This is a genomic window from Bacteroides sp. Phil13 (assembly GCF_001940965.1).
In the GTDB taxonomy this organism is placed as follows: Bacteria; Bacteroidota; Bacteroidia; order Bacteroidales; family Bacteroidaceae; genus Bacteroides; species Bacteroides intestinalis.
Map to the genome: position 1 here is coordinate 414,860 of NZ_MSHA01000103.1, position 25,256 is coordinate 440,115.

The 25,256-nt window shown below is 41.0% G+C and carries 20 protein-coding genes and 1 pseudogene; 5 read left to right on the forward strand and 16 right to left on the reverse strand.

All coding sequences use genetic code 11. The features are described from left to right. Positions 1 to 112 precede the first annotated feature (112 nt). The 9 genes from BWI44_RS21720 to BWI44_RS21760 all read right to left on the reverse strand — a co-directional run bounded on the left by BWI44_RS21720 (position 113) and on the right by BWI44_RS21760 (position 13,271). Positions 113 to 403 carry a hypothetical protein gene (locus tag BWI44_RS21720; protein WP_007664095.1) on the reverse strand — a complete coding sequence of 97 codons (291 nt, stop codon included), beginning with the start codon at positions 401 to 403 and terminating at the stop codon, positions 113 to 115. Next, positions 351 to 482, reverse strand: a complete 132-nt coding sequence (locus BWI44_RS21725) for a hypothetical protein (protein ID WP_259297078.1) — start codon at positions 480 to 482, stop codon at positions 351 to 353. The genes BWI44_RS21720 and BWI44_RS21725 overlap by 53 nt, the downstream gene beginning before the upstream one ends. Positions 483 to 487: 5 nt before the next feature. Next, complete coding sequence (locus BWI44_RS21730) at positions 488 to 2,977, reverse strand: sialate O-acetylesterase (RefSeq protein ID WP_007664099.1); 2,490 nt, start codon at positions 2,975 to 2,977, stop codon at positions 488 to 490. Between the two features lie 58 nt (positions 2,978 to 3,035). Then, the gene (locus BWI44_RS21735; RefSeq protein WP_007664101.1) at positions 3,036 to 4,220 is read right to left on the reverse strand and encodes a hypothetical protein; all 1,185 of its coding nucleotides are present in this window, start codon (positions 4,218 to 4,220) and stop codon (positions 3,036 to 3,038) included. Between the two features lie 11 nt (positions 4,221 to 4,231). Further along, a complete protein-coding gene (locus BWI44_RS21740; RefSeq protein ID WP_286816403.1) occupies positions 4,232 to 5,581 on the reverse strand; it encodes a LamG-like jellyroll fold domain-containing protein in 1,350 nt (449 codons plus the stop codon). 11 nt (positions 5,582 to 5,592) lie between these two features. Beyond that, a complete protein-coding gene (locus tag BWI44_RS21745; RefSeq protein ID WP_021968164.1) occupies positions 5,593 to 6,297 on the reverse strand; it encodes a hypothetical protein in 705 nt (234 codons plus the stop codon). 12 nt (positions 6,298 to 6,309) lie between these two features. Next, positions 6,310 to 7,914, reverse strand: coding sequence for a glycerophosphodiester phosphodiesterase family protein (locus BWI44_RS21750; protein ID WP_115501646.1), 1,605 nt, complete (start codon positions 7,912 to 7,914; stop codon positions 6,310 to 6,312). Positions 7,915 to 8,101: 187 nt separating this feature from the next. Beyond that, the gene (locus BWI44_RS21755) at positions 8,102 to 9,925 is read right to left on the reverse strand and encodes a RagB/SusD family nutrient uptake outer membrane protein (protein ID WP_115501645.1); all 1,824 of its coding nucleotides are present in this window, start codon (positions 9,923 to 9,925) and stop codon (positions 8,102 to 8,104) included. A gap of 37 nt (positions 9,926 to 9,962) precedes the next feature. After that, positions 9,963 to 13,271, reverse strand: coding sequence for a TonB-dependent receptor (locus BWI44_RS21760; RefSeq protein WP_115501644.1), 3,309 nt, complete (start codon positions 13,269 to 13,271; stop codon positions 9,963 to 9,965). A gap of 439 nt (positions 13,272 to 13,710) precedes the next feature. Between BWI44_RS21760 and BWI44_RS21765 the strand changes: the two genes are divergently transcribed. Both BWI44_RS21765 and BWI44_RS21770 read left to right on the forward strand, forming a co-directional pair. Continuing rightward, entirely contained in the window at positions 13,711 to 13,965 is a 255-nt protein-coding gene (locus tag BWI44_RS21765; RefSeq protein WP_007664113.1) for a type II toxin-antitoxin system RelE/ParE family toxin, read from the forward strand. Beyond that, positions 13,943 to 14,248 (forward strand): helix-turn-helix domain-containing protein, encoded by a 306-nt coding sequence (locus BWI44_RS21770; RefSeq protein WP_007664115.1) that lies wholly within the window; start codon positions 13,943 to 13,945, stop codon positions 14,246 to 14,248. Before BWI44_RS21765 ends, BWI44_RS21770 begins: the two co-directional genes overlap by 23 nt. Positions 14,249 to 14,357: 109 nt before the next feature. On the opposite strand, the gene BWI44_RS21775 is transcribed toward BWI44_RS21770, so the two are convergent. After that, positions 14,358 to 15,374, reverse strand: a complete 1,017-nt coding sequence (locus BWI44_RS21775) for a FecR family protein (RefSeq protein ID WP_502688843.1) — start codon at positions 15,372 to 15,374, stop codon at positions 14,358 to 14,360. 11 nt (positions 15,375 to 15,385) lie between these two features. Continuing rightward, positions 15,386 to 16,006, reverse strand: coding sequence for an RNA polymerase sigma factor (locus BWI44_RS21780; protein ID WP_286816409.1), 621 nt, complete (start codon positions 16,004 to 16,006; stop codon positions 15,386 to 15,388). 120 nt (positions 16,007 to 16,126) lie between these two features. On the opposite strand from BWI44_RS21780, the pseudogene BWI44_RS22415 reads away from it, so the two are divergent. Next, a pseudogene (locus BWI44_RS22415) lies at positions 16,127 to 16,289 on the forward strand (DUF418 domain-containing protein); the annotation flags it as partial. 75 nt (positions 16,290 to 16,364) lie between these two features. Here BWI44_RS22415 and BWI44_RS21785 read toward each other — a convergent pair. From BWI44_RS21785 to BWI44_RS21800, 4 genes are all read right to left on the reverse strand, one after another. Next, on the reverse strand, positions 16,365 to 17,024 hold the full coding sequence (locus tag BWI44_RS21785) for a DUF2490 domain-containing protein (RefSeq protein ID WP_007664125.1): 660 nt from the start codon (positions 17,022 to 17,024) through the stop codon (positions 16,365 to 16,367). Positions 17,025 to 17,166: 142 nt separating this feature from the next. After that, positions 17,167 to 17,826, reverse strand: a complete 660-nt coding sequence (locus BWI44_RS21790) for a chloramphenicol acetyltransferase (protein WP_195208175.1) — start codon at positions 17,824 to 17,826, stop codon at positions 17,167 to 17,169. Between the two features lie 58 nt (positions 17,827 to 17,884). After that, on the reverse strand, positions 17,885 to 19,942 hold the full coding sequence (locus tag BWI44_RS21795; RefSeq protein ID WP_117693427.1) for a protein-disulfide reductase DsbD family protein: 2,058 nt from the start codon (positions 19,940 to 19,942) through the stop codon (positions 17,885 to 17,887). 25 nt (positions 19,943 to 19,967) lie between these two features. Beyond that, positions 19,968 to 20,276 (reverse strand): Dabb family protein, encoded by a 309-nt coding sequence (locus BWI44_RS21800; protein ID WP_007664136.1) that lies wholly within the window; start codon positions 20,274 to 20,276, stop codon positions 19,968 to 19,970. A gap of 100 nt (positions 20,277 to 20,376) precedes the next feature. Here BWI44_RS21800 and udk point away from each other — a divergent pair, with 100 nt between their 5' ends. Together udk and BWI44_RS21810 are read left to right on the forward strand one after the other, a co-directional pair. Next, positions 20,377 to 20,982, forward strand: coding sequence for a uridine kinase (gene udk / locus BWI44_RS21805; RefSeq protein WP_007664137.1), 606 nt, complete (start codon positions 20,377 to 20,379; stop codon positions 20,980 to 20,982). Between the two features lie 116 nt (positions 20,983 to 21,098). After that, positions 21,099 to 22,406, forward strand: a complete 1,308-nt coding sequence (locus tag BWI44_RS21810; protein WP_374937540.1) for an MltF family protein — start codon at positions 21,099 to 21,101, stop codon at positions 22,404 to 22,406. 77 nt (positions 22,407 to 22,483) lie between these two features. Here the strand turns inward: BWI44_RS21810 and metH are convergent, their stop codons facing one another. Beyond that, positions 22,484 to 25,234, reverse strand: coding sequence for a methionine synthase (gene metH / locus BWI44_RS21815; RefSeq protein ID WP_286816415.1), 2,751 nt, complete (start codon positions 25,232 to 25,234; stop codon positions 22,484 to 22,486). Between the last annotated feature and the right edge of the window lie 22 nt (positions 25,235 to 25,256).

Here is a 25,256-nt window from a genome sequence, read left to right on the forward strand (position 1 = left end):
GCAAAACTAATTTAACAATAAAGAGATAAAAAAGATAGAGAACACATCAATTATGACTAAAAATCTGACTCACAAAACATTGAGGGGAAAAGGCGGATTACTCCGCCTTCCATCACTCATCCTCCGGTAACTCTCCTGCCCGTATCCACTTTGCATACGTCAACAACGTCTCTCTGCTCACAATTTTTCCCGTATCCACACTCACCACATCTATCACCGAAGTCAGCGAACGGATAATCTGTGTATAATTTTCTACTCCATTGTAGCGCAACTTCCCTTGCTCTATCAACTTTACAATGACTTTGGCAATCTCCTTCGGATGGCCGTAATACTCTAACCTTGCAGGTGTATCATGCTTTTCTACCTGCCGAAGCTGCCGGAGCAGACTTTTTTTTCTCGACACTAACCAGCAGCTCTTCAACGAGTGTGTACTCACGTTCACTGATAATTTTCAGTTCATCGCGCAATTCTTCTAATTCCATAAATATTATTTTTTAATTTTTATCCTCAGGTAAGCACGGTCATCAAAAGAGCAGTTTCCTTTCTTTATCCCTTTTGTACTCTTATACAACCGCATACACAGAGGATCTTTTTCCAAAATATCTGCAAGATAACATTCCGACTCATGCAAAGTAGAATACAGATGAGGATAACCGTCGGAAGACAATACCACCTCCTCCGCATCGCCCACAGGGAAAATATTCACCTGCTTCATCTGCACGGGAAAACCATCGAATACAGGAAATGCAAATCGTTGCCCTTTTACCGGACAGTTCTGCAAAACAGCCTGTTTTTGCAGAAAAGGATAGATAAACTCCCGTCCCAGATCGTGAGATTCCAAATCTTTCAGCGTAGCCCCATCCAGCAAAGCAACTTCATTGACTACCGCACGTGCATTTGCCATGATAGCATCAATCTCTTTCTCATTAGAGGAATATAGATTACCAATGATACACTGACAATCACCCACCTGCCAAACTTCATTCCGGGCATAGCTATAAATCACGCCATTAGCCGTAAAACGTTTCCTCGGCTTTGCCTTCAGTTCATCAAGCAAATTATGCTCCACATAAAAATCATGTATTTTCTCTGTTATGCGGCTAATGGCACCAGCAGCATCAATATCCTTCGGAAAATCGTGTATAGCCTCCAAAGCAAGTTCCATAGCCAGGCGACCGGTTTTCTTACCCTCATAAGTGAAGGTAGATTTAGCCGTAGCCCCATCAATCACCGCCGCAAAGTAGGGAGTAACAATAATGCCATCCTCATTGGTCTGCGGACTCTTCTTGCCTTTCAGAAAACACTCCTCAACCATAAAGTGAGGAACAGAAGGAGCCTGATATTCATTTTCTGACTGTAGGTATGTCCAATCGCGTTTACAATCCATTACTTTCGATTTATGTTTCAAATAATCAATCAGGTATGCCGGACGGTCTGTCTGCAAGATCGTTGCACCCAGATTATCTATCAGATATCCGTAACCTTTATCCCGATTGGCCAGTGAACAATCATCATCATGTCCGCCCGCATGTGTATCCCACAAGGTATTATACCAAATATGGGATTTCCCGGTCATTATCTTCTTCACTTCGTAAGGTAACGGATTGGTATCATGGGCGAACTTAAATTCAATAGCCACCGGTTTCAATACCCGAAGATAATCATTTAACTTCTGAATGGCATCTTCTTCATCCAAATTAACTTTCGGCATGAAAACCACCTTATCCAGATATTTCCCGTAATCACGCTTCACATCTTCCGCCGGAGCATTACTTTTCATGATTACCAGGTTGGTAGTTCCCGTCTTCTCTAATAATTCATACACCTGGTCGAAGTAATCAAAAGCCTTATCCAAATTCAACATCACTTTTCCTTTGGCTGCCAATAACGCTTCTTCCAAGGTGGGAACCTTGTAAATGGTCTTAATATGACACCCATTCCGCAAACGCAACGCTTTAATTTCGGCTAAAGTATGATCTTCAGGTTTTCCTTTTCCAGTAGTAGTACGATCGAGGGTATTGTCGTGCAGTAAAATCAGATGCCCGTCTTTGGTACGGGCAAGATCCACCTCCACAATATCCACTCCCATCCGAATGGCATTCTCTATGGCTTCCAATGAATTTTCGCAGGCATTGCGCCAATCGCCACGGTGAGCGGCAACAAGTACTTCCTTACTATTCGATTCAAATAATTTAGAACGTATCTGTACCAATCTTGAAACCTTTTCCCCTGACAGTTCCAAATATTTCTTCGCATACCGTTTTCCTAATTCTCTTTGCGACCGTGTATCAAAGTGGAATTCATCAATATTAGTCAACCCTTCGGAAGAAACAAGTCCAGCATAAGGTATGCTATCGGGAATCAAAGCAATTTTTTCTACGATATGCGAATAGTCCGGATTCCAGCGTCCTATTTCTCCTGCAATAAATGGCAAATCCGGAATCCCCAAATCACTACGCAAATCAGCAACCAATGTATTCAGATGATTCAGATAGCTCTGATAATCATCCCGGTTAGACTCCCCTTGATGCCAAATGATAGTTGCCGGTTTCAGGTCAGGGCGCTCGCGCAAAGCTTGTTTGATACGGAACAATGTTTTCTCATAATATCCGGCAGTATCGTTTTTCATAAAACGCTCTAAAGCGGTTCCTCCACGTGCATTGACCACAAAAAATATAGTATCCTGTAATTGCTCGGACAATGTTTCAGCAAAAGTATATCCGGGGCCCAACTTCTGCATAGCGATATCCTTGCGGATATTCGAAAAACGATTCAATGGGTTTCGGAGCACTTCAAAATGCCCATCCGCATTCAGCAGTTTTACCATTGGGCAAACTGCCATGTCCGCATCTTCTATTGGTGCCCTGCCCGACATATTAGATTGTCCGAGCAGAATAAACAAACGCTTATGGGCACTTGCTTGGGAAGCGACCAAGGTAGTAATCAATAGAAATAAAAATATATATATTTTCTTCATACTTATTTTAGCTTAAAAACAACATTCTATTTTTCTACAGATATAAATCATCTACTCACTACTTTTTTGATTCCTGCAATTGTGCTTTTAACGAATCTATTTCTTTCTGCTGCCGAATAGTATAAAGAGTTAGTTCTTCGATTTTTTGCAGAAGTATCTTATTCATATCATGTTGAGAGTAACCTTCCTCAGCAACTTGCTCTGCAGAAGGAACATCGGATAAATGATTATTATCTTGTATAAAATCAGCCACCTCATAGATAGTTGGCAGACTATAGTCTTTGCTGAAAACAAAATCCGACCAAGAGGAGTTAGGAGCAATAGCGTAATCTTCGGAGAGAATACCCTTTTTTACAAATAATCGATACTTATTTTTTAATTCCGCACGAATTTTTGACACATCATCGTGTGACAAATCCACATACAGGTTACGATCAGCACTAATAAATAATGCAGAACCATTATTTGTTCCAAGATGAAGCCCATGATTCGAGTATGTGCCTATCCACCCATCATCATGATTCACCGCATATCCTAAAAACAAATTAACATGATTATCAAAAAGTAGAGACATCGGAACAGTAGTACTCACCTCATTAGCTTTTACTGCAAGTTGTGGATTATCATTTGCTTCAACACCTGCAGTTCCCCAAAAGCCCAAACCTCCGTTACTCCCAATACGCATCATCTTATTATTATTAGCATTATTTATAGTTGGGTCATTATTACGACCAGGCCCCAGACTTGTCCAATATTTATCATCAAAATAAACCTTATCGTACAAATAAATCTTATGTCCGATGGCAGACCTTACATGCAAACCTTCACTATCGCCATTTGATGTAATAGTAGATTTGCTACCAGTTGTGAGCAAATCCAAAGTATTACTATTTGAAGGATCCAAGGCTCTGACAGAAAAGCCCTCAGCGCAAACCCACCCCTCTACACCAATAGTAAGATTGCTAATTGTTTTTAGAATATTATTAAACATTGCAGGAGATATTTGATAAGCACTACTTGGTTTCAAAAGTCCCCATTGTCCCGAATTATTTATAAATCCTCTGGTTATACTTCCCGCACTAAAACGAATCCCCCACACATCGTCAGGCGCCAATGGCGCATTTCTAAGATTATCAATATACTCACCAGCGCCTGATCCGTTGGAATACATTCTATATATAGACTGTGCATGAATATTAAAACCACACATTAAAACAGTAAGTATCAAAATAACTTTTTTCATATCACCTATCTTTAACTATTAACAAAAACTTTTTTATTTATCCGATAATTATCCGATTCAACAATAACCAAACATACACCATTAATTTGTAATCGGATATCTCGTTCCAAGAGTTGTACATTACTAAAAAGTAATTCCTTCAACAACATTCCCTGAGAATCGGTCAGACGAATCCTAACATTTTCCCCTTCAGGAAAACGAATGTGAACTCGAATGACTCCTGCACCTTTATCAAAATAGATTTCTTCAAATAAAAGGGGAATATCGTGGCTTTCTCCTATATCACTTTTTATCTGCTTTTTACCTTCCCATTGCCCAATACACCATCTTTGAGAATCAGCATTATCCGGCACTTGCTGAAACACTCCTTCACGTGTATCTGACAAACTCATCCCAGTCGCAATATTGATAATAGTGTACAATCTCCCTTTCGCCGTATCTTTCATTGGATAAATAGACCACTTCTGATTATCAGATTCCACATCAGATGTCATTGACAAAGCATATCCGGCATCTGCACTAAGAAAAGACAAATCACTTTGATTTTGCAAAGTATGCTGTAATGCCCCTTGAAATCCTACGCAATGAAAATACCAGGTAGAAGAATAAAGAGGAATGCCTGTTTCTACATTAAACAATGATTCACTTCCCATACTGAACTGTGATTCGAATTGATATAATATTGAAACTTGCTCACCAGATAATGCAGTATCATAAATTTTGAAATCATCTATTCCAGTACTGGGAATATGATCTACCGCCCCAATACACATTGATGTAAACAAATTCCAGTCCGGTATAAAAGCAGAATAACATTCCGTCATTTTTCCTTTAGGCGTAACTAAATAAAAGTGAGTGCCATCGTCAGAATAAGTGAGTGCCACAAAATACCATCCCTTTCCTTCATTAAAATTCGAATCATCCCACATCCATTGCTGATCCGGTAATACATTCTTCTGATTATCCGTGTGATAAATATCCAACACAGCCCGTACACCTTTTCTTTTCATTCCAAACAACAAATTTCCATCTTGATCTTTTGTCCAAAAAGCCTGAGAAATGGAGTCTTGACCAACATATAACCAGTAGGTCAAAGTCAGCTCCCTTTGTCCCTGTTCACCAGACGTAACAAGAGGAAAAGACAAATAACTATCTTCTTTATCAAAAGATATGGCTTTTCCATTTGTCCCAACCCTATCGGCAAGTGCATGAACAGCTCCATGAATATCCGCAGTCTGACCAGACATAATATCTTCTGAATCAGTTCCGTTCAGAGGAAAACATTTTTGCGGTAATGGAATCTCCTGAGCACATAAACAAGACGAAAAGCACAAAGTCATCATTAATATTATATTTCTCATAAGCACCTCTTTTAATTATCCTTACTAAATTCATTATTCAATGTCGAACGTAATTCAGAATACTTAAACTCATAAATACCTATTTCCTCTGGCATCGTAAATGTTGTTGAAGGATTTGGATCACCAAAAACCAACTTTGCCAGTGGAGAACGAGTAAGAAAGCCATTCATTATATGGAAGCGGGGAGAATCAATTCCAATAAAAAGAGGTGCATGCCACCTATTATTAACCGATTTGCGGGTATCACGCGTCTCTATCCAAAAAGAAAACCCTGTAAAGAAGAGATGAACTTCCCACATTACAGCACCGGAATCAATTGTAAACATTGGGTCATATAAATGATAATCATAATAATACTCCGAACCCGGATTATATTTCCGGCGAACAGTAAAAGTGCCTGCATTATAAAATAAATCCACATAAGAATTATTTTCCGTACTATTAGTAAATGACAATAACTTCAAAGGCTTAGTTACCTGACTTAAATTTGCAGTGAAATAAAAAGTCACTGTCAACCCATCCATTCCTTCTGTTACAGATCGAATCTCATTCATACCTAAAACTGTTCTATTAGCATCATGCACCTCTCTATAAAATAAATTAGTACCCAATTTTGTAATATAACTATGTTTATCCTGAGAAAAAACAGAAGAAATAAATAATCCTTCAAATAACAGAAGAACTATCATTGATTCAACATATTTAATTATTTTCATATTGATGTCGCTTTATTGAGGCATATTATTAAATAAATCATTGACGGCCTTACACACATCCGGTCTATCAGTAGTAAGTACCATTATTTTTCCATAAGGGATATTCATTAAAAAATAATGATCGCCTCTCATATCATCTCTGGAATCCTTCATTCTAAACTCTCCATATCTTCCTGCTACCCCGCGTTGTCCCGCTGGTTCTTCCGGATAAATGCCAGGTCTTAACCCGCTGTTTTCGTATACATAATGAAGTAAATTTTCATACGATACTCCATATCGGGTAAACCGAGTTAAATAAGGATCCCCCGCTTTTCTGAAATTTGTCTGCCATGCCACCAGTTCAGTCTTTGCCCTACGAATCCATGTATCAATAAAATCCAGATAATTCTCCCTATCCGGATGAATAACAGGCATAAACATTGTTTTTGACATTTGTTCTTCTGTCAAATATTGGCTTATCTCTGCATAAGAGTAATTAACCTTAAAAGCCAGATATTGAAGAGCATTCTTTTGTTCTGCAATCTCAACGCACTTTTTCAAAATGTTCATAAAGCTTTGCGTCATCAGCCGTTTTGCAGCTTCTCCATGCTGTTTGACATCATATTCACAAGCTGCAATGCAGTTACCATTTTTATCGTATCTCGACCTTATTTCTTTAATATCCACAGTAAGAACTAGTTCATATTTCTTCAATGCATCAACCATATCTCCAAACGTCAAATATTTGTATTCAGAGATTTCCATATTCCTTTTCCTCAAATGCAGATTCTTTATTTGACTTGCATTCATATTATATAAATAGTCTTCATCAGATCCTGAATAATCTGATAATCTTCTCAAATTATAATCATGAGAAACGATTAATTCGCCATCTTGCGTATTCATCACATCAGATTCCAACACATCAGTATATATCTTTGTATCCCGAATAGCAGCTATAGAATTTTCAGGATTACCAGCTCCCAAATTATCTCCCCATACTCCACGATGTGTAGCAATAATAAAGTCTGCTCCCTTATCCATTCTTGGCTGCTTCACTTTCGTCCATGCCCTTGTTACGAAATCAGCGGCATGACTCAAATCATGACAATAATGATTGGGATGAAACAAAGCATTTCCTCCTTTTCTATCTATCAAACCTATTCCCGGGATCTTACAAACAGCCATTTCTGCATTTGTTTCATCAATCTGGACTTTCAAGTCAATATTATTAGTAAACAAATGATATGGTTTGATAGTAACAGCATCATATCTTTTTCTATCTATCGAGCCTAATGCAGTCTTAATATCCTTGCTTTTCCATATATTAGGATAGTAAATAGCTCCGCTCCCTAATGAAGACCTATTATAATTAATTTCTGTCCCTGCAAAACTTGTCGAAGAAGAAGTAATATAAGTGTGATAAACCAGCGTATTGGTTGATTTATCAAAAACCTTCACTTCTATCTTTCCCCCTGAATTTACAGTTCCTGTAATTCCATTTTCCATATCGGCATACGGATTGAAGAGTTCCTGTAAACTCATCGTAGCTTCCACTTCACTAGCCTTTACTACAAGATTAAAAAGCAGAAGAAACAACAATACAAAAGCAAATCTGCCATAATAAAAGTTTTCCATACTAGCCCTAATTATAAGATCAATAAAATTAGAAAAGTGAATAATTTACGCGAATAAATAAAATTCATATTATTCGCGTAAATTATGTCTTACTCATTTAGAAGAGAACAAACCACAACCATTATCAATAAATGATTTGTTACATAGAAAATACCTTAATGAAATAACAGTTAACTCTTCCAAATCATCAATAGTAACCTTCATTTTGTTCTTCTTCAATCTTTCCTGCCGGTTTCAAACGGTCAATATGATTCTGGGGGATAGGACGCAGTTTATGAAAAGGCTTCATTGTACCGGCCGCTTTGGCTTCTTTATTAAATTTCATAACCCAATCATATAAAACGCCACAACGTACCAAATCTTCCCAACGATAAATTTCACCTAATAACTCACGCCCTCTCTCATCTAAAATAAAAGTAATGAAATCCGTTTTCAGATCATCTGGGGTGACTTTTATCAAATCATAGGTACTTTCCATATTTCCCATCTCTCCACCTTCCTCTTTCCAGTATTGAGGAGCTTTCACTTCACCGGTAGCCCATGCAGCACGTTTTCTGACAACATTAATATATTTAGCCGCCAACTCATAGTCTCCTTTTCTTCCTGCTGCCTCAGCCGCTATCAAATAGGTTTCTCCCAAACGCATACGTATCCACTCCCGTGCACCAGCTTGTGTATTCTTATCCGGTCGTGTAGGATCAAGATGTTTAACTAATACGGGATGACCTTCTATATCATGCATTTCATAGGGCATATATACATATTTAAAATTGGCGAGATACTTTTTCATTTCTAATGTCCCCGGTTGCAAACCACATTTTTGTACAGAGAAATAAATGGCAGTATCTCCTAATTCGATTTTATTTTTTCCCTCTTTTTGACCTTTTGCCGGATCTGGAGTAAAATAAACCTCCCCATCATAGGATAAAGTTTCCCATTTAGACAGCGTCTTTTTATTGTTCGCATAAAAAACCATCTTGAAACTCTTATAAAAACGAGAGTCATTTTTACGGTCGAAAAGAGTGAGTAAAGTCTTATCTGTCGGACGAATCATTCCATAAGGACGTCCATTTGCAATATCACGTATCATACCCGGTTGTAACTCATACATGGCCGCATTCCAATAAAGATGAAACCAGTTTCCGTCATCATTATACAATGGATTATTTGTAAATTGCACTGCATAAATTACTTCTGAGTTACCCTGATTCTTCATATCCCATAAGTCTGCATAGTTACTCATCAATTTGTGTGTACCTCCATTCTCCGGCAATACACTCTCTGCGTAATAAAGACAACTGTCCAAGTCTGTTGGTTTCATGCCACGAATATCAGTTTCTGCACTGGCACGGGTCAAATATACTTTCGCAAGAAGGTGTGCAGCAGCATCTCTTGAGGCTTTCCCTCCATTTGCAGGTTTCGTAGGAAGTAATGGTTCTGCAAATCTCAAATCACTAATAATCTGGTTGTAAATATCTGCTACAGGCGCCCGCTTATAATCAGTCCTCACTTCAAAATTTCCTTCTGTTTCCAAAGGTATTTTACCAAAATGTTGTACCAAATCAAAATAAAAATAAGCACGCAGGAAATGCAATTCTCCCAAACTCAGATTTCTTTTTGACTCGGATAGTTCTGAACTTTTTTCAACCTGATTTATAGCAATATTAGCCGTACTAATTGCTTTATAGTGGTTCTCCCAAAATTCATAAAGAACTTTCAAGGACGGATTCATAAACCCGGATTCATAACGATTAAAAGATTCACGGGTTTTACCGTCACGAGCTTCGGTAAACAAATCCACCCCCATCTCCGTCATCATATTATATCTGGCTTTATTACCAGCCCCCCATCGCATATATGAATAAGTGGCAACTAATGCAGCATCGATTCCCTGCTCAGTAGAATAAAAATCATATGTCAATTTCGAAGAATCATCTTCATGCAGCCAATCACTACAGCCAGATACCATGAAGGTAAATATCAACATGATACTAATATATCTTACTTTCATATTTCAACAATTTTAAAGATTATAATTCCATTTAATTTTAGAAAGAAAGGTTTATGCCTCCCATCCATGTTGAGGCACTTGGCGCAGTATATCCTCTTGCTCCTTCAGGGTCGATACCGGAAAATCCTGTAATAATAAAAGGATTATTAGCGGAAAGGTATACACGTATTTTACGGGCATGTACTTTTTTTAATAATTTCTCCGGTAAAGTATATCCCAAAGTTATATTCCGTACTCTAAGAAAATCGGCTTTTTCATACTGAAGAGATTTCACATAGGCTGGTGAAGCATTATCAACACTTGGACGCGGGTAGGCGTTAGTAGGATTATCAGGAGTCCAATAATCAATAATAATACTGTTGGCGCGTCCCGGCTTATTTAAGTATTCAATATTATTATTGAGCATGGCCCCTGCACTGGCATACAAGAAAATAGAAAAATCAAAACCTTTATAGGTTATGTTATTGACCATACTTGCAATAAACTTCGGACTGGTAGAGCCCAATATTTTTCGATCAGCTTCTGTTATCTTCTTATCACCGTTATCCCATATTTTTATATCTCCCGGTTTAAAGCTTGCGCCATTTTTATTGAACTCAGACATTTCAGCCAAGTCTTCCGAAGTATTCTGCCAGATTCCTATTTTTTCATAATCATAATGCACATTTATAGGATGTCCGATGAACCATTTATTACCCACATCATCAACTTTTCCATTATACAAAGATTCAATGGATTCTTTATTAGCGTAGAACATTACATCTGTAGTCCATTGGAATGCTCTTGTATTCACATTTAAGGTAGATAAAGATATTTCAATACCCTTATTCTTTGTTTCTCCTACATTGGAAAGAACACTTCCGAAGCCTGAAACGACCGGTATCTGACGTTCCAATAATAGATCAGAAGTATGTTGAAGATACAAATCAACAGTTCCACTCAATCTATTATTTAAAAAACCGAAGTCAATGCCGACATTCCACTGTTTCGTTGTTTCCCAAGTCAATTCACTATTAGCCATAATACTAGGTGCATATCCTAATACTTCGGAAGCGCCATTATCCCATACATATTTAGACAAACTAAGTCCTCCTCTTGTCATATAAGGATCTATAGCCGAATTTCCTGTTTTGCCCCAACCAGCTCTCAATTTTAAGTTCGACATTACATTCTGCCTCTTCATAAACGCTTCTTCACTAACTCGCCATGCCAAAGCCACAGACGGAAAAGCAACCCACTTATGACCTTCTGCCAAACGGGAAGAGCCATCATAACGTACGGAACCTGTAAAAAGATATCTTTCTTTATAACTATAATTCAAACGTCCCATAAAAGATGCCATAGTCCATTTTGTCAGATTACTGCCGATATTATCTATAATGGAAGAAGAAGCCAAATCATTATACAGCAGCTTATCAGAAGTTATATCTTGTACACCTATCTTATTCGATTCTGTTTTATCCTCTTGAATAGATTGCAACAGGGTTACACCTACAGTATGATCCTTACCAAAATCACGGTTATAGAATAGCATATTCTCAAGTGTCATCATCGTATATTTACTCATACCATTGTAAGCATAGGAAGTACCTAACTGCCGGGTACTGGTATTGGAAGAGTAAAACTGATAATCCTGTTTGGTACGAGCGTCAAGACCTAAGTTACTCTTAAATTTTAATCCTTCTACCGGAAAAGTCACTTCAATATAATAACTTCCCAAATATCGGCTAACTTTTTCTGGTGCGGATACAGCTCCTTTTTCGAGGTTCATTAAAGGATTCCACATCTGAGCATCAGAAGCAACCAGTTGCGTAGGAGTGCCATCTTCATTACGCAACGCCCCCAAAGGGCTGATACGGTACATATAGGCATCACTTTCCATGCCACTGCCACGTTCCTTTACAGAGTGCGAGTATTGTGTTTGAAGACCAAACTTAAACCATTTATTAATTTCATGATTTAAGTTTAAACGTATAGAATAACGTTCGTAACTTTGATCTTTCATTATACCTTCATTCTTATTATAAGTGGCAGATGCCAAAAAGTTCGTCTTCGCATTTCCGCCGTTGACGCTTATCTGATGATCGGTTATAATACCATCGCGCGTTACATGATCAAACCAATTATCAGAACGTATTCTTGACGGATCGTAATTTCCATTTTCATCATAAGCCATCATCAATGATTCAAGTACATAAGCATCTTGCTTAAACATTGGATTTGCCATATCAGCCGCTTTGTCGGGGTGATCCATAGGATATTTATTCGAACTATTTGTATTACGATAAGCTTCACGCACATATTCGGCATATTGGGCGCCGTTCATTAAATCCAGTTTATTCTGCATAGTCTGAACACCAAAGTATCCGGAATAGTCAACCTGCGTTTTTCCGTCCTTTCCTTGTTTTGTCGTAATCAGTACAACCCCATTAGCACCTCTGGAACCATAAATAGCTGTAGCAGAAGCATCTTTCAAAACCTCCATTGATGCAATATCTGAAGGACTAATTTCACGAAGACCACCTGTAATAGGAACGCCATCAACCACATACAATGGTTCATTACTTGCATTGATTGAACGCTTACCGCGAATTAAAACTGATGGAGAAGTACCTGGTGCCCAATTATCTTGAGAAACCAACACACCGGAAGCACGCCCTTGCAGAGCTTCAGAAGCAGAAGTAACAGGTACAGAAGCAATTTTTGTTGCATCTACGGAAGTCATAGCACCTGTTACATCCCTTTTTCTTTGCACACCATAACCAACTACCACGACTTCATCAATCAACTCACTATCTTCCTGAAGTATTATATTGGAGAGATTTTTATCGGATGCTTTCAGTTTAATAGTCTTATAACCAACATACGAAATAGTCAGAGTAGAATTCTCAGGAACACCTGTCAAAGAATATTCACCATCTATATTAGTTATCGTACCATTAGACGTTTCATCTACTAAAATACTGGCACCAATTACAGGTTCGCCTTTTTCATCAAGAACAGTACCTGAAATCTTCTTTGTTTTCCTCGTTTGCTGCAGAGAATCCGAAGTCTTCTTCTCTTTCAGATAGATTTTCTTCTCACCAATTTCAAAAGCCACATTCGTACCAGTGAACAATTTACTAAGTACATTGGACAGATCTTCATCTTTTGCTTCAATGGTAACCATTCTGTCCGGATCAACCGTAGGACGACTGTATGCCACAGTGAGCCCGGTTTGCTGCGTAATGGCATCAAAGACTTTTGTTAACTTAACTTGCCGGAATTGCAAAGTCACTTTCTGAGCAGAGACCGTTAAACAAGTCATAAAGCCTAAAAGAAGTACAAGTAAAATCTTGTGTTTCATAACTTAAATTTTAGATTAACATTAGTATAAAAATTCGCTTTATACTAAGTAGACACACAAGATTTTGGAGCGGGTGAGAGAAAATAGATTTTTTTTCGATAAATGAGGAAAAAGACCCTTAAAAGCAAAGAATCGTCATTAGCGGTCCAAAATGTAGCTCGTCATCTTGTATTTTATGTATCTGCACATAAATGTCCAATCATCTATGATGATTTGTACAAATCTACGACTTTTATTATATTCGTGCAAGAAATCTGAGGATAATGTAAACTGTTCTATTTGATAAAGAGACTTCGTTCATAGAAAGCAGAAAAGATAAAAGGCGGCTATTTCTTGCCGATACCGGCAAAAATCGCTGTCTTTGAGAATAGAATAAAAATATTTTAATAGAAAACCACGTACGCCCAACCATGAGAACATATGAGAGAAAGAAAAAATTTTGCGTGCGTTAGACCTACTTGTGACAGAGGATAAGATACCACATCACTATATTAAATTCATTAGAGATGGGGTTTATGAGTTTCGTTCTAATTATGGAAATACAGAATTTCGTGTATTTTTCATTTATGATGGAAATACTATCGTTGTCTTATTCAATGCCTTCAAAAAGAAGACACAGAAAACGCCTGATAGCGAGATAAAGAAAGCGATAAAGTTAAAGGAGGAATATTATGCAACTAAAAGAAATCAGTAAAGACATTTACGATGTCAGTGCATTGCTTGATGAAGTATTGGGAAAGGAAGGGACTCCCGAACGTGAAAAGAGCTGCGAAAAGGCATGGGAAGAGTATAATGCCCAGATCCTATTGGATGCCCGTAAAAACGCAAGACTTACGCAGGCAGAACTTGCCAAGCGTATAGGGGCTGACAAAGGTTATATCTCAAGAATAGAGAGAGGTCTTACAGTTCCAACAGTATCTACTCTATATCGGATTGCAGCAGCTATGGGACTAACCGTAGAGTTACGACCTGCGTAAAAACAAAACCAGAGTACTAAACTCTGGTTTTGTTTGTTTGAAAACGTAAATTAGCATAAGCGTAATTAGAGGCTTTTTTATATATTGCCTACAACTCAAATCCGCATAATCAATGCATTAGACGGGAATCCTCTTTTTTTCTTGTGACTATCACTTCCTTTTCAGCCTCCTTATATTCAAACCGTAGCGGCGCAATCTTCTCCAAATCCTGAAGAACTTTTTCGAGAAGCGTATTCTCTGACGTAATCGTAAAGTATACATCTCCAACTGCCGCGTCTTCTATCTTGAAGCCTACATCATACCAGCGATTCAGCACCTTGATAACCTCGGACAACGGGGCATCTTTAAAAGCGATCACATTCTTTTTCCACAAAGAAGAAATCTGTGCATCCATGTTCCGGATAATAGTGCAATGTTCACTCTCTTTGTTATAGACAAGTTTCTCACCGGGCTTCAACGGATATTTCTTATCTGAAGCAAGTGTCAGATTAACACGACCTTCGTCCAGACAGACCGTGATATCCTTATTCTCCGGATAGGCCTGAACATCGAACGAAGTTCCTAGAACATGCACGGCAGGACCGTTAAGATTGACAATAAAAGGTCGGTGAGAATTCTTTGAGACTACAAAATAAGCCTCACCTTCCAAGTAGACTTCACGACTGGACAGCGCAAACTTTTTAGGATACTTCAAACGCGAATCCGAATTGATATACGCACGCGTACCATCCTGAAACATCATTTGCAGACGCTCACCTTTGGGTACATAGATTTCTTCGTAACCAGAATCGCCCAGCAGATCGACACGGGTATTCACCTGAACAAACAGTCCTATCAGCAGCACAAACGGAATGAGTACGGCAGCCACACGGAAAGCAATCCTGCGGACGCGCTTCTGCCGGATATTGCGACGGATATGGGCAAGCATCTCTTCGGACGGGATTTCGTGATCGACATAGAGTTCTTCGAATCCCTGTTTGATCTCTACGGCATCACGATCCATACTTTTAGCCAGATAGGCCGCACCCTCATCGGTAGCAAACCAAGCCGCTACGATCCGGGCAATTTCAGGAGTAGATGTACCTGTCAGCACTTCCTGTATCTGTTTTTCTGTAGGTATATTCATATTCTCTGTACTCATACTGTTAAATAGACACTTAAATACCTTAACAAGGTGAGGTACGTAACAAAAATTAGCAATTTTCCCAGATGGACGCGCAACAATTTCAGCGCATCGGAATAATGGGTTTTGATTGTATTGATAGAGAGTTTCAGGCGGTCGGCTATCTCCTGGTTGGAGAGTTCTTCACACACTTTCATCAGACAGATTTCCCGCTTTTGGGGTGGCAACATATCGACAGCTTTATAAAAGATAGACATCAGTTCTTTCTTTTCCAGACTGTCAACAAGGGTATCTTCGTAAGCAGGGATGCCTTGGGCTATCTCATAATTCTTGGTAAGGGCAGTATTCTCATTGCGTATCACATTGAGTATATGATTTTTAGTCATTGTTATCAGGTAGTTTCTCAGGCTGATGCCTACCCGAAGCTCCGAACGGAATTCCCAGAAACGGGTAAATACGTGTTGCACAGCGTCTTCTGCCATCGCGGAACTCATCAAATAGCGATAAGCCAATGCATAAAGCAGTTTGTGATATTTATTGTAAACCGCAGTAAATGCCTCTACATCTCCCCGCTCCACTTTAGCAAAAAGTGTTTCATCGTCAATATCAGATGTTTGCGGGGCTTTACGCTGCATTTAAACTGTGTTTTTAAGGTTAAACGATAGAATGATGCGGGCAAATATACTCATTTTTGATAAAGGTGGGGTATGGATGGGAGGTTTTTTATGGATGAGGAGATGGAAATGAAGAGGTTATTGATCAATCCTGCACATCAGTTACCGGATCTGAAAGTAGGCGAAATGTATGCGGAAGTGGCAGAGTACACACAAGCCGGCAACTTTTGGGATTTCATCTGGGGGAACGTTACTTTAGGGCAGAAAGCAACTTTTCGTTACGACAGAAAAGAATCTCCATTTCTGAATAAAGATACTGATTATCTCCGCAATCTCTTTTGCTCCTCTCTATGCTCTGAAATAGTGTCAGCAAAGGCAATCAGAATCGGTAAATCAACTCCCACCCCAGAATATGCCTGTCCAAGTCACTCTCGTGCTGATAGCAATAGAAAACATCTGACGACCAGGAGGACGACAGTTTAGCTTCCACCCCACCGCGGGCACGGAAGCGGGAGGCATGAAACCATTCATCTTTACCCAGACCGTGATATTGCTCCAAAGAGATATACGGTGACCATGTAGTTACCTTATAAGCAGCTTTCAGGCGGGTGCGGAGACGGAATTCATCCGCTCCGCGTCCGTCGAAAGTATGCTGAAAACGTTCGCGTAGGGTGAACGTCCATTGTCGTTTTTTGAGAGTGAAAGAGACACCTGCATGATAACGGTGCCGGGATTTCCAGCCGTCTTCACCACGGTTGCGGTAGTGGTATTCGTAGCCGCCCTCAGCTTTTAGAAACGGAAGAAGAAGAACGGAAGTACCTACGCCGAAGCCCCAACGGTCTATCTCATCCAATGCGTCACGGGTACGCATCTCGACATCTCCGTAAAGTTCCACTCTGGAGGATATATCGTGCCGGGCTTTCATCTTGTTCCAAGTCACGAAATCACTGTCCTGTGCCTGCAAAGAAGGCAGACTGAAGACAAGCAGTCCTACACACAAAACGACAAATCCCCGCAATACAGAATATTTCTTTAGCATATCATTCTCAAAGGTTTACTTCAACTTATTTTCTTAGAAAATACAAAGCTAAAGAAAGATTCTGTAATAAATCTGTAATACGAATGTAATATTATCAAATTTTCGACTTACAAAGTTCCAGATAACAAACAGACAATAACAATTATTCCCGTGAAATTCGTTTCAGGTGTTCTTCTATCTTTTGAAAAAATGATGCCAGATGCGAACCATCTACAAAGGCATGATTCACATAAATGGATAAAGGAAATACCAGACGTCCCTCACGGGTTACCGCTTTACCGGAAGTCATCAAAGGGTAACTGCAACCATTACCGACTTCGGCCAGCGTATAAGTAGTAGCAGTGAAATACATCTTGGGGACAGCGCTTAAATGCACTACATCATAATCTCCCTGTTTTGCCAACTCCTCTTCGGCACCATAAGGATTGCCATCTTCGGGGATATTGGTTATCAACTCATACGCTTCAGCATAAAAGCGTTTGAAATCTTCGTGGTAAGGAATCCGAACCGTATAAAAAGTCTTTCCAGGAACAGCTATCGGAGAAATGATATCCACTTCATCATGAAAAATAACTTGTCCGTTCTTGTCGGTACGATAACGAAGTTCCGGAACTTCATTCGCCGAACGCACTACGGCATACAGATAATAGAGAAAAAAGGAATGGCCCGAAGCTCTCGCTGCGGCACTGGCTTCGGTACAATCAATCTCTGTGGTAATGGAATACCAGGAATTTACAAAGCCCCGGAAGAAATTGTAATTGTCCCGGCGCTCCCAGGTCTCGATGTCTACAATATGTCTCATAAAGTTATTGATTAATGAAAAATGCCCGGTCGCATATATCAGCCGGGCATTCGTTCGTTTATTTTCCTTTCTTATAGTTTTCCAATCCTGTTTGCAAGAACTCGATATACTTAGGAATGTCCTCGTCATACGAATAAGATTTATTCAAAGGGCGACCTTCATTATCTATCAGCACATAGAAGGGCTGTGCATTGGCACCGAATTTAACGCGTTGGAGATAACTCCACTTATCGCCCACTGTACGCAATGTACGCTCCCGTCCGTTTTCTGTCACTTTAACAGGTGAGGTCAACGGGGTTTTATTATCTACATAAAGTGTAATAAGTACGTAGTCGTTGTTGATAATGTCACTTACCTTAGAGTCTGTCCATACGGCAAGCTCCATCTTACGGCAGTTTACACAGCCATAACCGGTGAAGTCGAGCATTACAGGTTTGCCATGCTGACGGGCATATTCCATACCCAGATCGTAATCATCGAACTTGGCATGCACTTCATTATTATAGAGGTTGAAGTCCTGAGTCTGCATAGGCGGTGCAAAAGCACTGACTGCCTTCAACGGAGCACCCCACAAACCGGGAACCATATACACGGCAAATGCCAGCGAGAAAAGTGCCATAAAGAAGCGGCCCACTCCCACTTTCGTATCGTCATCATCGTGTGGGAACTTGATCTTGCCCAACAGGTAGAAGCCCAGTAAAGCAAACAGAACAATCCACAATGCCAGGAACGTTTCGCGGTCGAGGATGCGCCAGCCGTATGCCAGGTCGGCTACAGAAAGGAACTTCAGAGCGAAAGCCAATTCCAGGAAACCGAGAGTAACCTTAATGACATTCATCCAACCGCCTGATTTCGGCATAGACTTCAGCCAGGACGGGAACAGGGCGAACAATGTGAACGGCAATGCCAAAGCAATAGCAAACCCGAGCATACCGATAGCCGGAGCTACCACACTACCCGTTGTAGATACCTGTACCAGCAAGAAACCGATAATAGGACCTGTACAAGAGAAAGACACCAGTGAAAGCGTGAATGCCATCAGGAAGATACTGAGCAAACCGCTTGTTGCTTCTGCCTTACTATCTACTGCGTTGCTCCATTTAGAGGGTAGCGTCAGTTCGAAAGCTCCGAAGAAAGAAGCTGCAAACACAACCAGCATCAGACAGAAAAGGATATTGAACACGGCATTCGTGGAAAGTGCATTCAATGCACTGGCACCGAAGATCAACGTAATGGCCAAACCTAAAGTTACGTAAATCACCACAATGGAAGCGCCATACGTCCAGGCATCACGAATACCTTTCTTTTTATCTTTGGAACGTTTCAGAAAGAAACTTACCGTCATAGGGATAATAGGCCACACACAAGGAGTAAACAATGCCAGCAGTCCACCGAGAAAACCGGTGATAAAGATATAGAACCATGACATATCTTCCTGTGAAGTGGTCTCACCGTATGATTGCAGATCATTGATGACAGGTTTCCACAAATCAATGTTGCCCGCCACATTTATATCCGTCGGACCATCTGCACCACCTATTATACCGGTGGAAGCTGTATCAGCAGATGTTTCAGTTTGGGAAACAGGCTGAGTTTCCGGTTTCGTTTCCTCTGCCGGAGCTGTTACCTTTTCAGCCGGAGTTGCAGCTGCTGTACCTTTAGCGGCTTCTGCCTTACCTGAGAAATTAAACTCTACCTGCGTAGGAGGCAAACAGTTTTCATCATTACAAGCACCGTATTCCAGAAAACCTTCTATCTTATAATCCCCTCCTGTGAGCTTTAGTTTCTGAACAAATTGTGCCGTGGACTCAAAATAGCGTACGTTCATCTCGAACAACTTATCATAAGAAGCTATTTCTTTTCCTTTCGGCTGCAACTTTCCTACAACTGTAGCACCGGATATCTTCTCTACATTGAAGGTAGCCGAGATAGGACCACCGTCGCCCAGGTCGGTAGAATATACATGCCAACCCTTATCGATAGTAGCGGTAAATACAATTTCCGCCTCTCCCGCTGCAAGCGTCTTCAGTTCCGACTTAAACTTGACGGGCTCCTGTATCTGCGCTTGTGCCACGACAGCAATCAGCAACAGACAAATGGATAATATTTTCTTCATATAATCAATGATTAATTACTAATTGTCAATTGTCAATTGTTTCGTAGTCAACACAAGCGCGATTCTCCTTTACATCAGCAATCAGCTTGCCTGCTGCCACATGTTCGGGATGAGTAGCATAAAATTTCACGTCGTCCAACGTATCAAATTCACTGTAGAGGGCAATGCTCCAAGTTTCGCCAGGATTCATATTGAGTCCAACTTCTATCTTACGTATAACAGATATTTTAGCAGGCAAAGCCTCGATAGCGGCCTTGAATTCTTTCATTGCTGTCAGCTTTTTGTCAGCCGGAGCTTCGTCTTTTAATTTAAATAATACAATGTGTTTGACCATAACTTTGCAATTTTAATGATTTATCTATATATTTGTCAACCGAAGCGATTAATATTAACCGCAAAAATACTCGTTTTGTTTTAAATATACACTTAAACGGATGTTAATAATAGGAATTGCAGGCGGAACTGGCTCGGGAAAAACCACCGTCGTACGTAAAATCATTGAAAGCCTGCCGGCAGGCGAAGTGGTACTGTTACCGCAAGACTCTTACTATAAGGACAGTAGCCATGTACCTGTAGAAGAACGACAGAACATCAACTTTGACCACCCGGATGCCTTCGATTGGGGGCTTTTATCCAAACACGTAGCCATGCTGCGTGAAGGGAAAAGCATTGAACAACCTACCTACTCGTATCTTACCTGTACACGAGAGCCCGAAACGATTCATATCGAACCGCGGGAAGTAGTGATTATTGAAGGGATTCTTGCCCTGTGCGACAAGAAACTGCGTAGCATGATGGACCTTAAGATCTTTGTGGATGCTGATCCGGACGAACGTCTGATTCGTGTCATACAACGGGATGTAGTGGAGCGCGGACGTACGGCAGAAGCTGTTATGGAACGTTATACCCGTATCTTAAAGCCTATGCACCTGCAATTCATCGAACCGTGCAAACGATATGCGGACCTGATCATACCCGAAGGGGGAAACAATCAGGTGGCAATCGATATTCTGACGATGTATATAAAGAAGCATCTCTGATAAATGAACAACTGAGGCGTCTCAGTTATTTATATATTTGAATGAATAGAAGTATCTTAATATTCTTGCTATGTCTGTGCTGCCTGTCGGGGTGCGGAAATAAACGGCATGGTTCCATGCCCGATGAAGCTGTGGGCGATTTGCAACAGATAAAAGATAGCGGTGAACTCGTTGTACTGACGCTATACAGTTCTACTTCTTACTTCAACTATCGTGGCCAGGAAATGGGGTTCCAGTACGAGTTGAGTGAACAGTTTGCCAAAAGTCTCGGGGTAAAACTGCGCGTAGTGGTGGCAAGGAATGTACAGGGACTTATAAACAAGTTACTGGCAGGCGAAGGAGACATCATTGCCTATAATGTCCCCATCACGAAGGAATTAAAAGACAGTCTGATCTATTGCGGTGAAGAAGTAATCACACACCAAGTTATTGTGCAACGCGCAGGCGGGAAAACAAAACCGCTGACGGATGTAACGGAACTGATAGGCAAGGATGTATATGTAAAGCCCGGGAAATATTACGACCGTTTGGTAAATCTGGATAAAGAACTCGGTGGCGGCATCCATATCCACAAAGTGACTAATGACAGCATTTCAGTAGAAGATCTCATCACACAAGTATCCCAGGGAAAGATTCCTTATACGGTAGCCGATAATGACGTAGCCAAGCTTAACACAACGTATTACCCCAATCTGAATATTAAATTATCCATCAGTTTCGACCAAAGGGCTTCCTGGGCAGTGCGCAAGGATAGTCCGGAACTGGCAGCAGCCGCTAATAAATGGCATGAAGAGAATATGACTTCTCCCGCCTACACTGCCAGTATGAAAAGATATTTTGAGATCAGCAAAGCAACTCCACACACTTCCATCCTTTCTCTTCGTGAGGGAAAGATTTCACACTTCGACGAATTGTTCAAAAAGTATGCTTCAGAAATAGACTGGGATTGGCGGTTGCTTGCCTCTCTGGCCTATACAGAGTCCAACTTTGATACAACAGCCGTTTCATGGGCCGGAGCCAAAGGACTAATGCAACTGATGCCTGCCACAGCGCGCGCCATGGGAATCCCTGAAGGAAAAGAACAGAACCCGGAAGAGAGTGTGAAAGCTGCCGTAAAATATATCAATGCTACCAGTAAGAGTTTCTCTTCAGTACCGAGCGAAGAACGGCTCAACTTTGTACTTGCTTCCTACAATTCGGGTATCGGGCATGTGCTGGATGCAATGGCACTGGCTGAAAAATATGGAAAGAACAAATATGTCTGGAAAGATAACGTAGAGAACTTCATCTTATTGAAAAGTAATGAAGAATACTTCACCGACCCTGTCTGCAAAAACGGATACTTCCGTGGAATAGAGACATATAACTTTGTAAGGGATATTATGGGGAGGTATGAGACATATAAGAAGAAAATAAAAGAGTGATAGGGTGGTAAGGTGATAAAGCGATAGGATGGCAGATCTATCACCTTATCACTCTACCACCTTAATCTTCCTTTTCATTAAAACAAATTCAGCTTATTCTTCTGCGCCTCCTCCAACGAAACTGTCTTTGGTGCTTGCGCAGCGTTCTTTTCACGCAACTGCTGATATTCTGAACTTAATTTTTCTTTTAATTCTTCTTTGGCTTTCGGATTCATCAAGCGGGCAGCTACTGTTGCATTCTGCGAAGCATCTTTCAGATGAACAACAGGAGCATGATAGACAGGAGCTATTTTCAATGCTGTATGCAGTTGAGAGGTAGTAGCGCCACCTATTAATAAAGGAATATCGGCACCTGCCTTTTCCAGTTCCATAGCCACGTGTACCATTTCTTCCAATGATGGGGTTATCAGACCACTGAGTCCAATCATATCCACCTTTTCTTCCAAGGCACGCTGAACAATCGTTTCAGCAGGTACCATCACACCAAGGTCTATGATCTCATAACCATTGCAGGCCATGACCACGGAAACAATATTCTTACCTATATCATGCACATCACCTTTCACCGTGGCAAGCAGGACTTTTCCGGCAGAAGCGGAGCCTTCCTGTTTTTCCGCTTCAATTACAGGCTGAAGAATGGCAACGGCTTTCTTCATGGTACGAGCAGTTTTCACCACCTGGGGCAAAAACATTTTTCCGGCACCAAAGAGCTCACCTACATAGTTCATACCTGCCATTAAGGGACCTTCGATGATATCCACTGCTTTCGGATAGAGCTTCAGGGCTTCTGCCAAGTCTTCCTCCAGATAGTCACCAATTCCTTTCGTCAAAGCATGTTTCAAGCGTTCTTCCACACTAGTTCCATTACGCCATGAAAGAGGGGCAACTTGTTTATCAGTGGCATTACCTTTCTGTTGTTCGGCAGCAGCTTTCAGTTGTTCAGCAGTTTCTATCAGACGCTCTGCAGCATCGGGACGACGGTTTAAAACCACATCCTCTATACGTTCCAGGATATCGGCAGGGATATCGGTATAAAGTACAGCTGTAGCCGAATTTACAATTCCCATATCCATTCCTTCACGGATGGCATGATAAAGGAACACCGCATGCATGGCTTCACGGATATAATTGTTGCCACGGAAAGAAAATGACAAATTGCTGACGCCACCACTGACATGCGCACCCGGCAAGTTCTTACGTATCCAACCGGTAGCCCGGATGAAGTCTACAGCATAATTATTATGTTCGTCCATACCCGTAGCCACAGCAAGGACGTTGGGGTCAAAAATTATATCATGAGGATTGAATCCCACTTTCTCAACCAAAAGCTGATAAGCACGTGCACACACTTCAATCTTACGTTCGTACGTATCCGCCTGTCCTTTTTCATCAAAAGCCATTACTACAGTAGCTGCACCATATTGCCTGATTGTACGGGCATGTTCCAGAAACTTTTCCTCTCCCTCTTTCAGAGAGATTGAATTCACAATGGACTTTCCTTGCAAACACTTCAATCCGGCAACAATTACATCCCATTTGGAAGAGTCAATCATCACAGGAACACGGGCAATCTCCGGCTCGGAAGCAATCAGATTGAGGAAAGTAGTCATTTCAGCCTGTGCATCCAGCAGACCGTCGTCCATATTTACGTCGATAATCTGCGCCCCGTCTTCTACTTGCTGACGGGCAATGCTGAGGGCTTCATCGTATTTCTTTTCATTAACCAGACGCAGGAACTTGCGGGAACCGGCCACATTGCAGCGTTCTCCCACATTGATAAAGTTCTTCTCAGGAGTCACCTCCAGCAATTCCAAGCCGGAAAGCCAAAGACTTTCGGGTTTCGGAGCAGGAGCATGGGGAGCAGCACCGGCTATCAGGGCAGGATATTCGGCAATGTACGCATCGGTCGTACCACAGCAACCGCCAATGATGTTTATCAGCCCTTCTTGGATATATTCTTTCACTTCATGCGCCATATCGGCAGGCGTCTGGTCGTATTGCCCCAGGCTGTTGGGCAATCCCGCGTTGGGGTATGCACTGATATAATAAGGAGCACGGGCAGCAAGCTGTTCCAGGAAAGGTTTCAACTGACGAGCACCAAAGGAACAGTTCAAACCTACCGAAAAGATATTGGCATGCTGAACGGAGGCAAGAAAAGCCTCCAAAGTCTGTCCCGACAGAGTGCGTCCACCTGTATCGGATACAGTAACGGACAGCATAACAGGAACTTGAACGCCTGTAGCCTCCATCGCCTTTTCGGCGGCAAAGATAGCTGCTTTGGCGTTCAATGTATCGAAGATAGTTTCTATCAGCAGAGCGTCTACTCCACCTTCCAGCAAGGCTTCCATCTGTTCCCGATAGGCATCGGCAAGTTCATCATAAGTCAGCGCACGCATAGCCGGATTATTCACATCGGGACTCATGGAACAAGTCTTATTGGTAGGTCCGATGGAACCGGCTACAAAACGTGGTTTATCAGGTGTGGAAAATTCATCAGCTACTTCACGTGCCAGTCTAACGGCAGCCAGATTCATCTCACGTACATACTCCTGCACATGATAATCGGCCATACTGACACTGGTAGAGCTAAACGTATTGGTTTCAATGATATCGGCACCTGCCATGAGATATTTACGGTGTATATCCTGTATCACATCAGGGCGCGTCAGACAAAGCAGGTCATTGTTTCCTTTCATCTGCCCGGGGATACCGGCAAAACGTTCTCCCCTAAAATCTTCCTCTGTTAAGTTGTACCGTTGTATCATGGTGCCCATAGCACCGTCTAAAATAAGGATGCGCTCACGCACCGACTTTTCAATAGAAACCATTTGTATTTAGTGATAGAATGGT

Coding starts and splice junctions, on each gene's coding strand:
- BWI44_RS21745 (WP_021968164.1), bottom strand. CDS start 6,297: ATGAAAATAATTAAATATGTTGAATCAATGATAGTTCTTCTGTTATTT.
- BWI44_RS21775 (WP_502688843.1), bottom strand. CDS start 15,374: ATGAATATACCTACAGAAAAACAGATACAGGAAGTGCTGACAGGTACA.
- BWI44_RS21770 (WP_007664115.1), top strand. CDS start 13,943: ATGCAACTAAAAGAAATCAGTAAAGACATTTACGATGTCAGTGCATTG.
- metH (WP_286816415.1), bottom strand. CDS start 25,234: ATGGTTTCTATTGAAAAGTCGGTGCGTGAGCGCATCCTTATTTTAGAC.
- BWI44_RS21790 (WP_195208175.1), bottom strand. CDS start 17,826: ATGAGACATATTGTAGACATCGAGACCTGGGAGCGCCGGGACAATTAC.
- BWI44_RS21730 (WP_007664099.1), bottom strand. CDS start 2,977: ATGAAGAAAATATATATATTTTTATTTCTATTGATTACTACCTTGGTC.
- BWI44_RS21785 (WP_007664125.1), bottom strand. CDS start 17,024: ATGCTAAAGAAATATTCTGTATTGCGGGGATTTGTCGTTTTGTGTGTA.
- BWI44_RS21800 (WP_007664136.1), bottom strand. CDS start 20,276: ATGGTCAAACACATTGTATTATTTAAATTAAAAGACGAAGCTCCGGCT.
- udk (WP_007664137.1), top strand. CDS start 20,377: ATGTTAATAATAGGAATTGCAGGCGGAACTGGCTCGGGAAAAACCACC.
- BWI44_RS21760 (WP_115501644.1), bottom strand. CDS start 13,271: ATGAAACACAAGATTTTACTTGTACTTCTTTTAGGCTTTATGACTTGT.
- BWI44_RS21755 (WP_115501645.1), bottom strand. CDS start 9,925: ATGAAAGTAAGATATATTAGTATCATGTTGATATTTACCTTCATGGTA.
- BWI44_RS21735 (WP_007664101.1), bottom strand. CDS start 4,220: ATGAAAAAAGTTATTTTGATACTTACTGTTTTAATGTGTGGTTTTAAT.
- BWI44_RS21725 (WP_259297078.1), bottom strand. CDS start 482: ATGGAATTAGAAGAATTGCGCGATGAACTGAAAATTATCAGTGAACGT.
- BWI44_RS21795 (WP_117693427.1), bottom strand. CDS start 19,942: ATGAAGAAAATATTATCCATTTGTCTGTTGCTGATTGCTGTCGTGGCA.
- BWI44_RS21810 (WP_374937540.1), top strand. CDS start 21,099: ATGCCCGATGAAGCTGTGGGCGATTTGCAACAGATAAAAGATAGCGGT.
- BWI44_RS21780 (WP_286816409.1), bottom strand. CDS start 16,006: ATGCAGCGTAAAGCCCCGCAAACATCTGATATTGACGATGAAACACTT.
- BWI44_RS21750 (WP_115501646.1), bottom strand. CDS start 7,914: ATGGAAAACTTTTATTATGGCAGATTTGCTTTTGTATTGTTGTTTCTT.
- BWI44_RS21740 (WP_286816403.1), bottom strand. CDS start 5,581: ATGAGAAATATAATATTAATGATGACTTTGTGCTTTTCGTCTTGTTTA.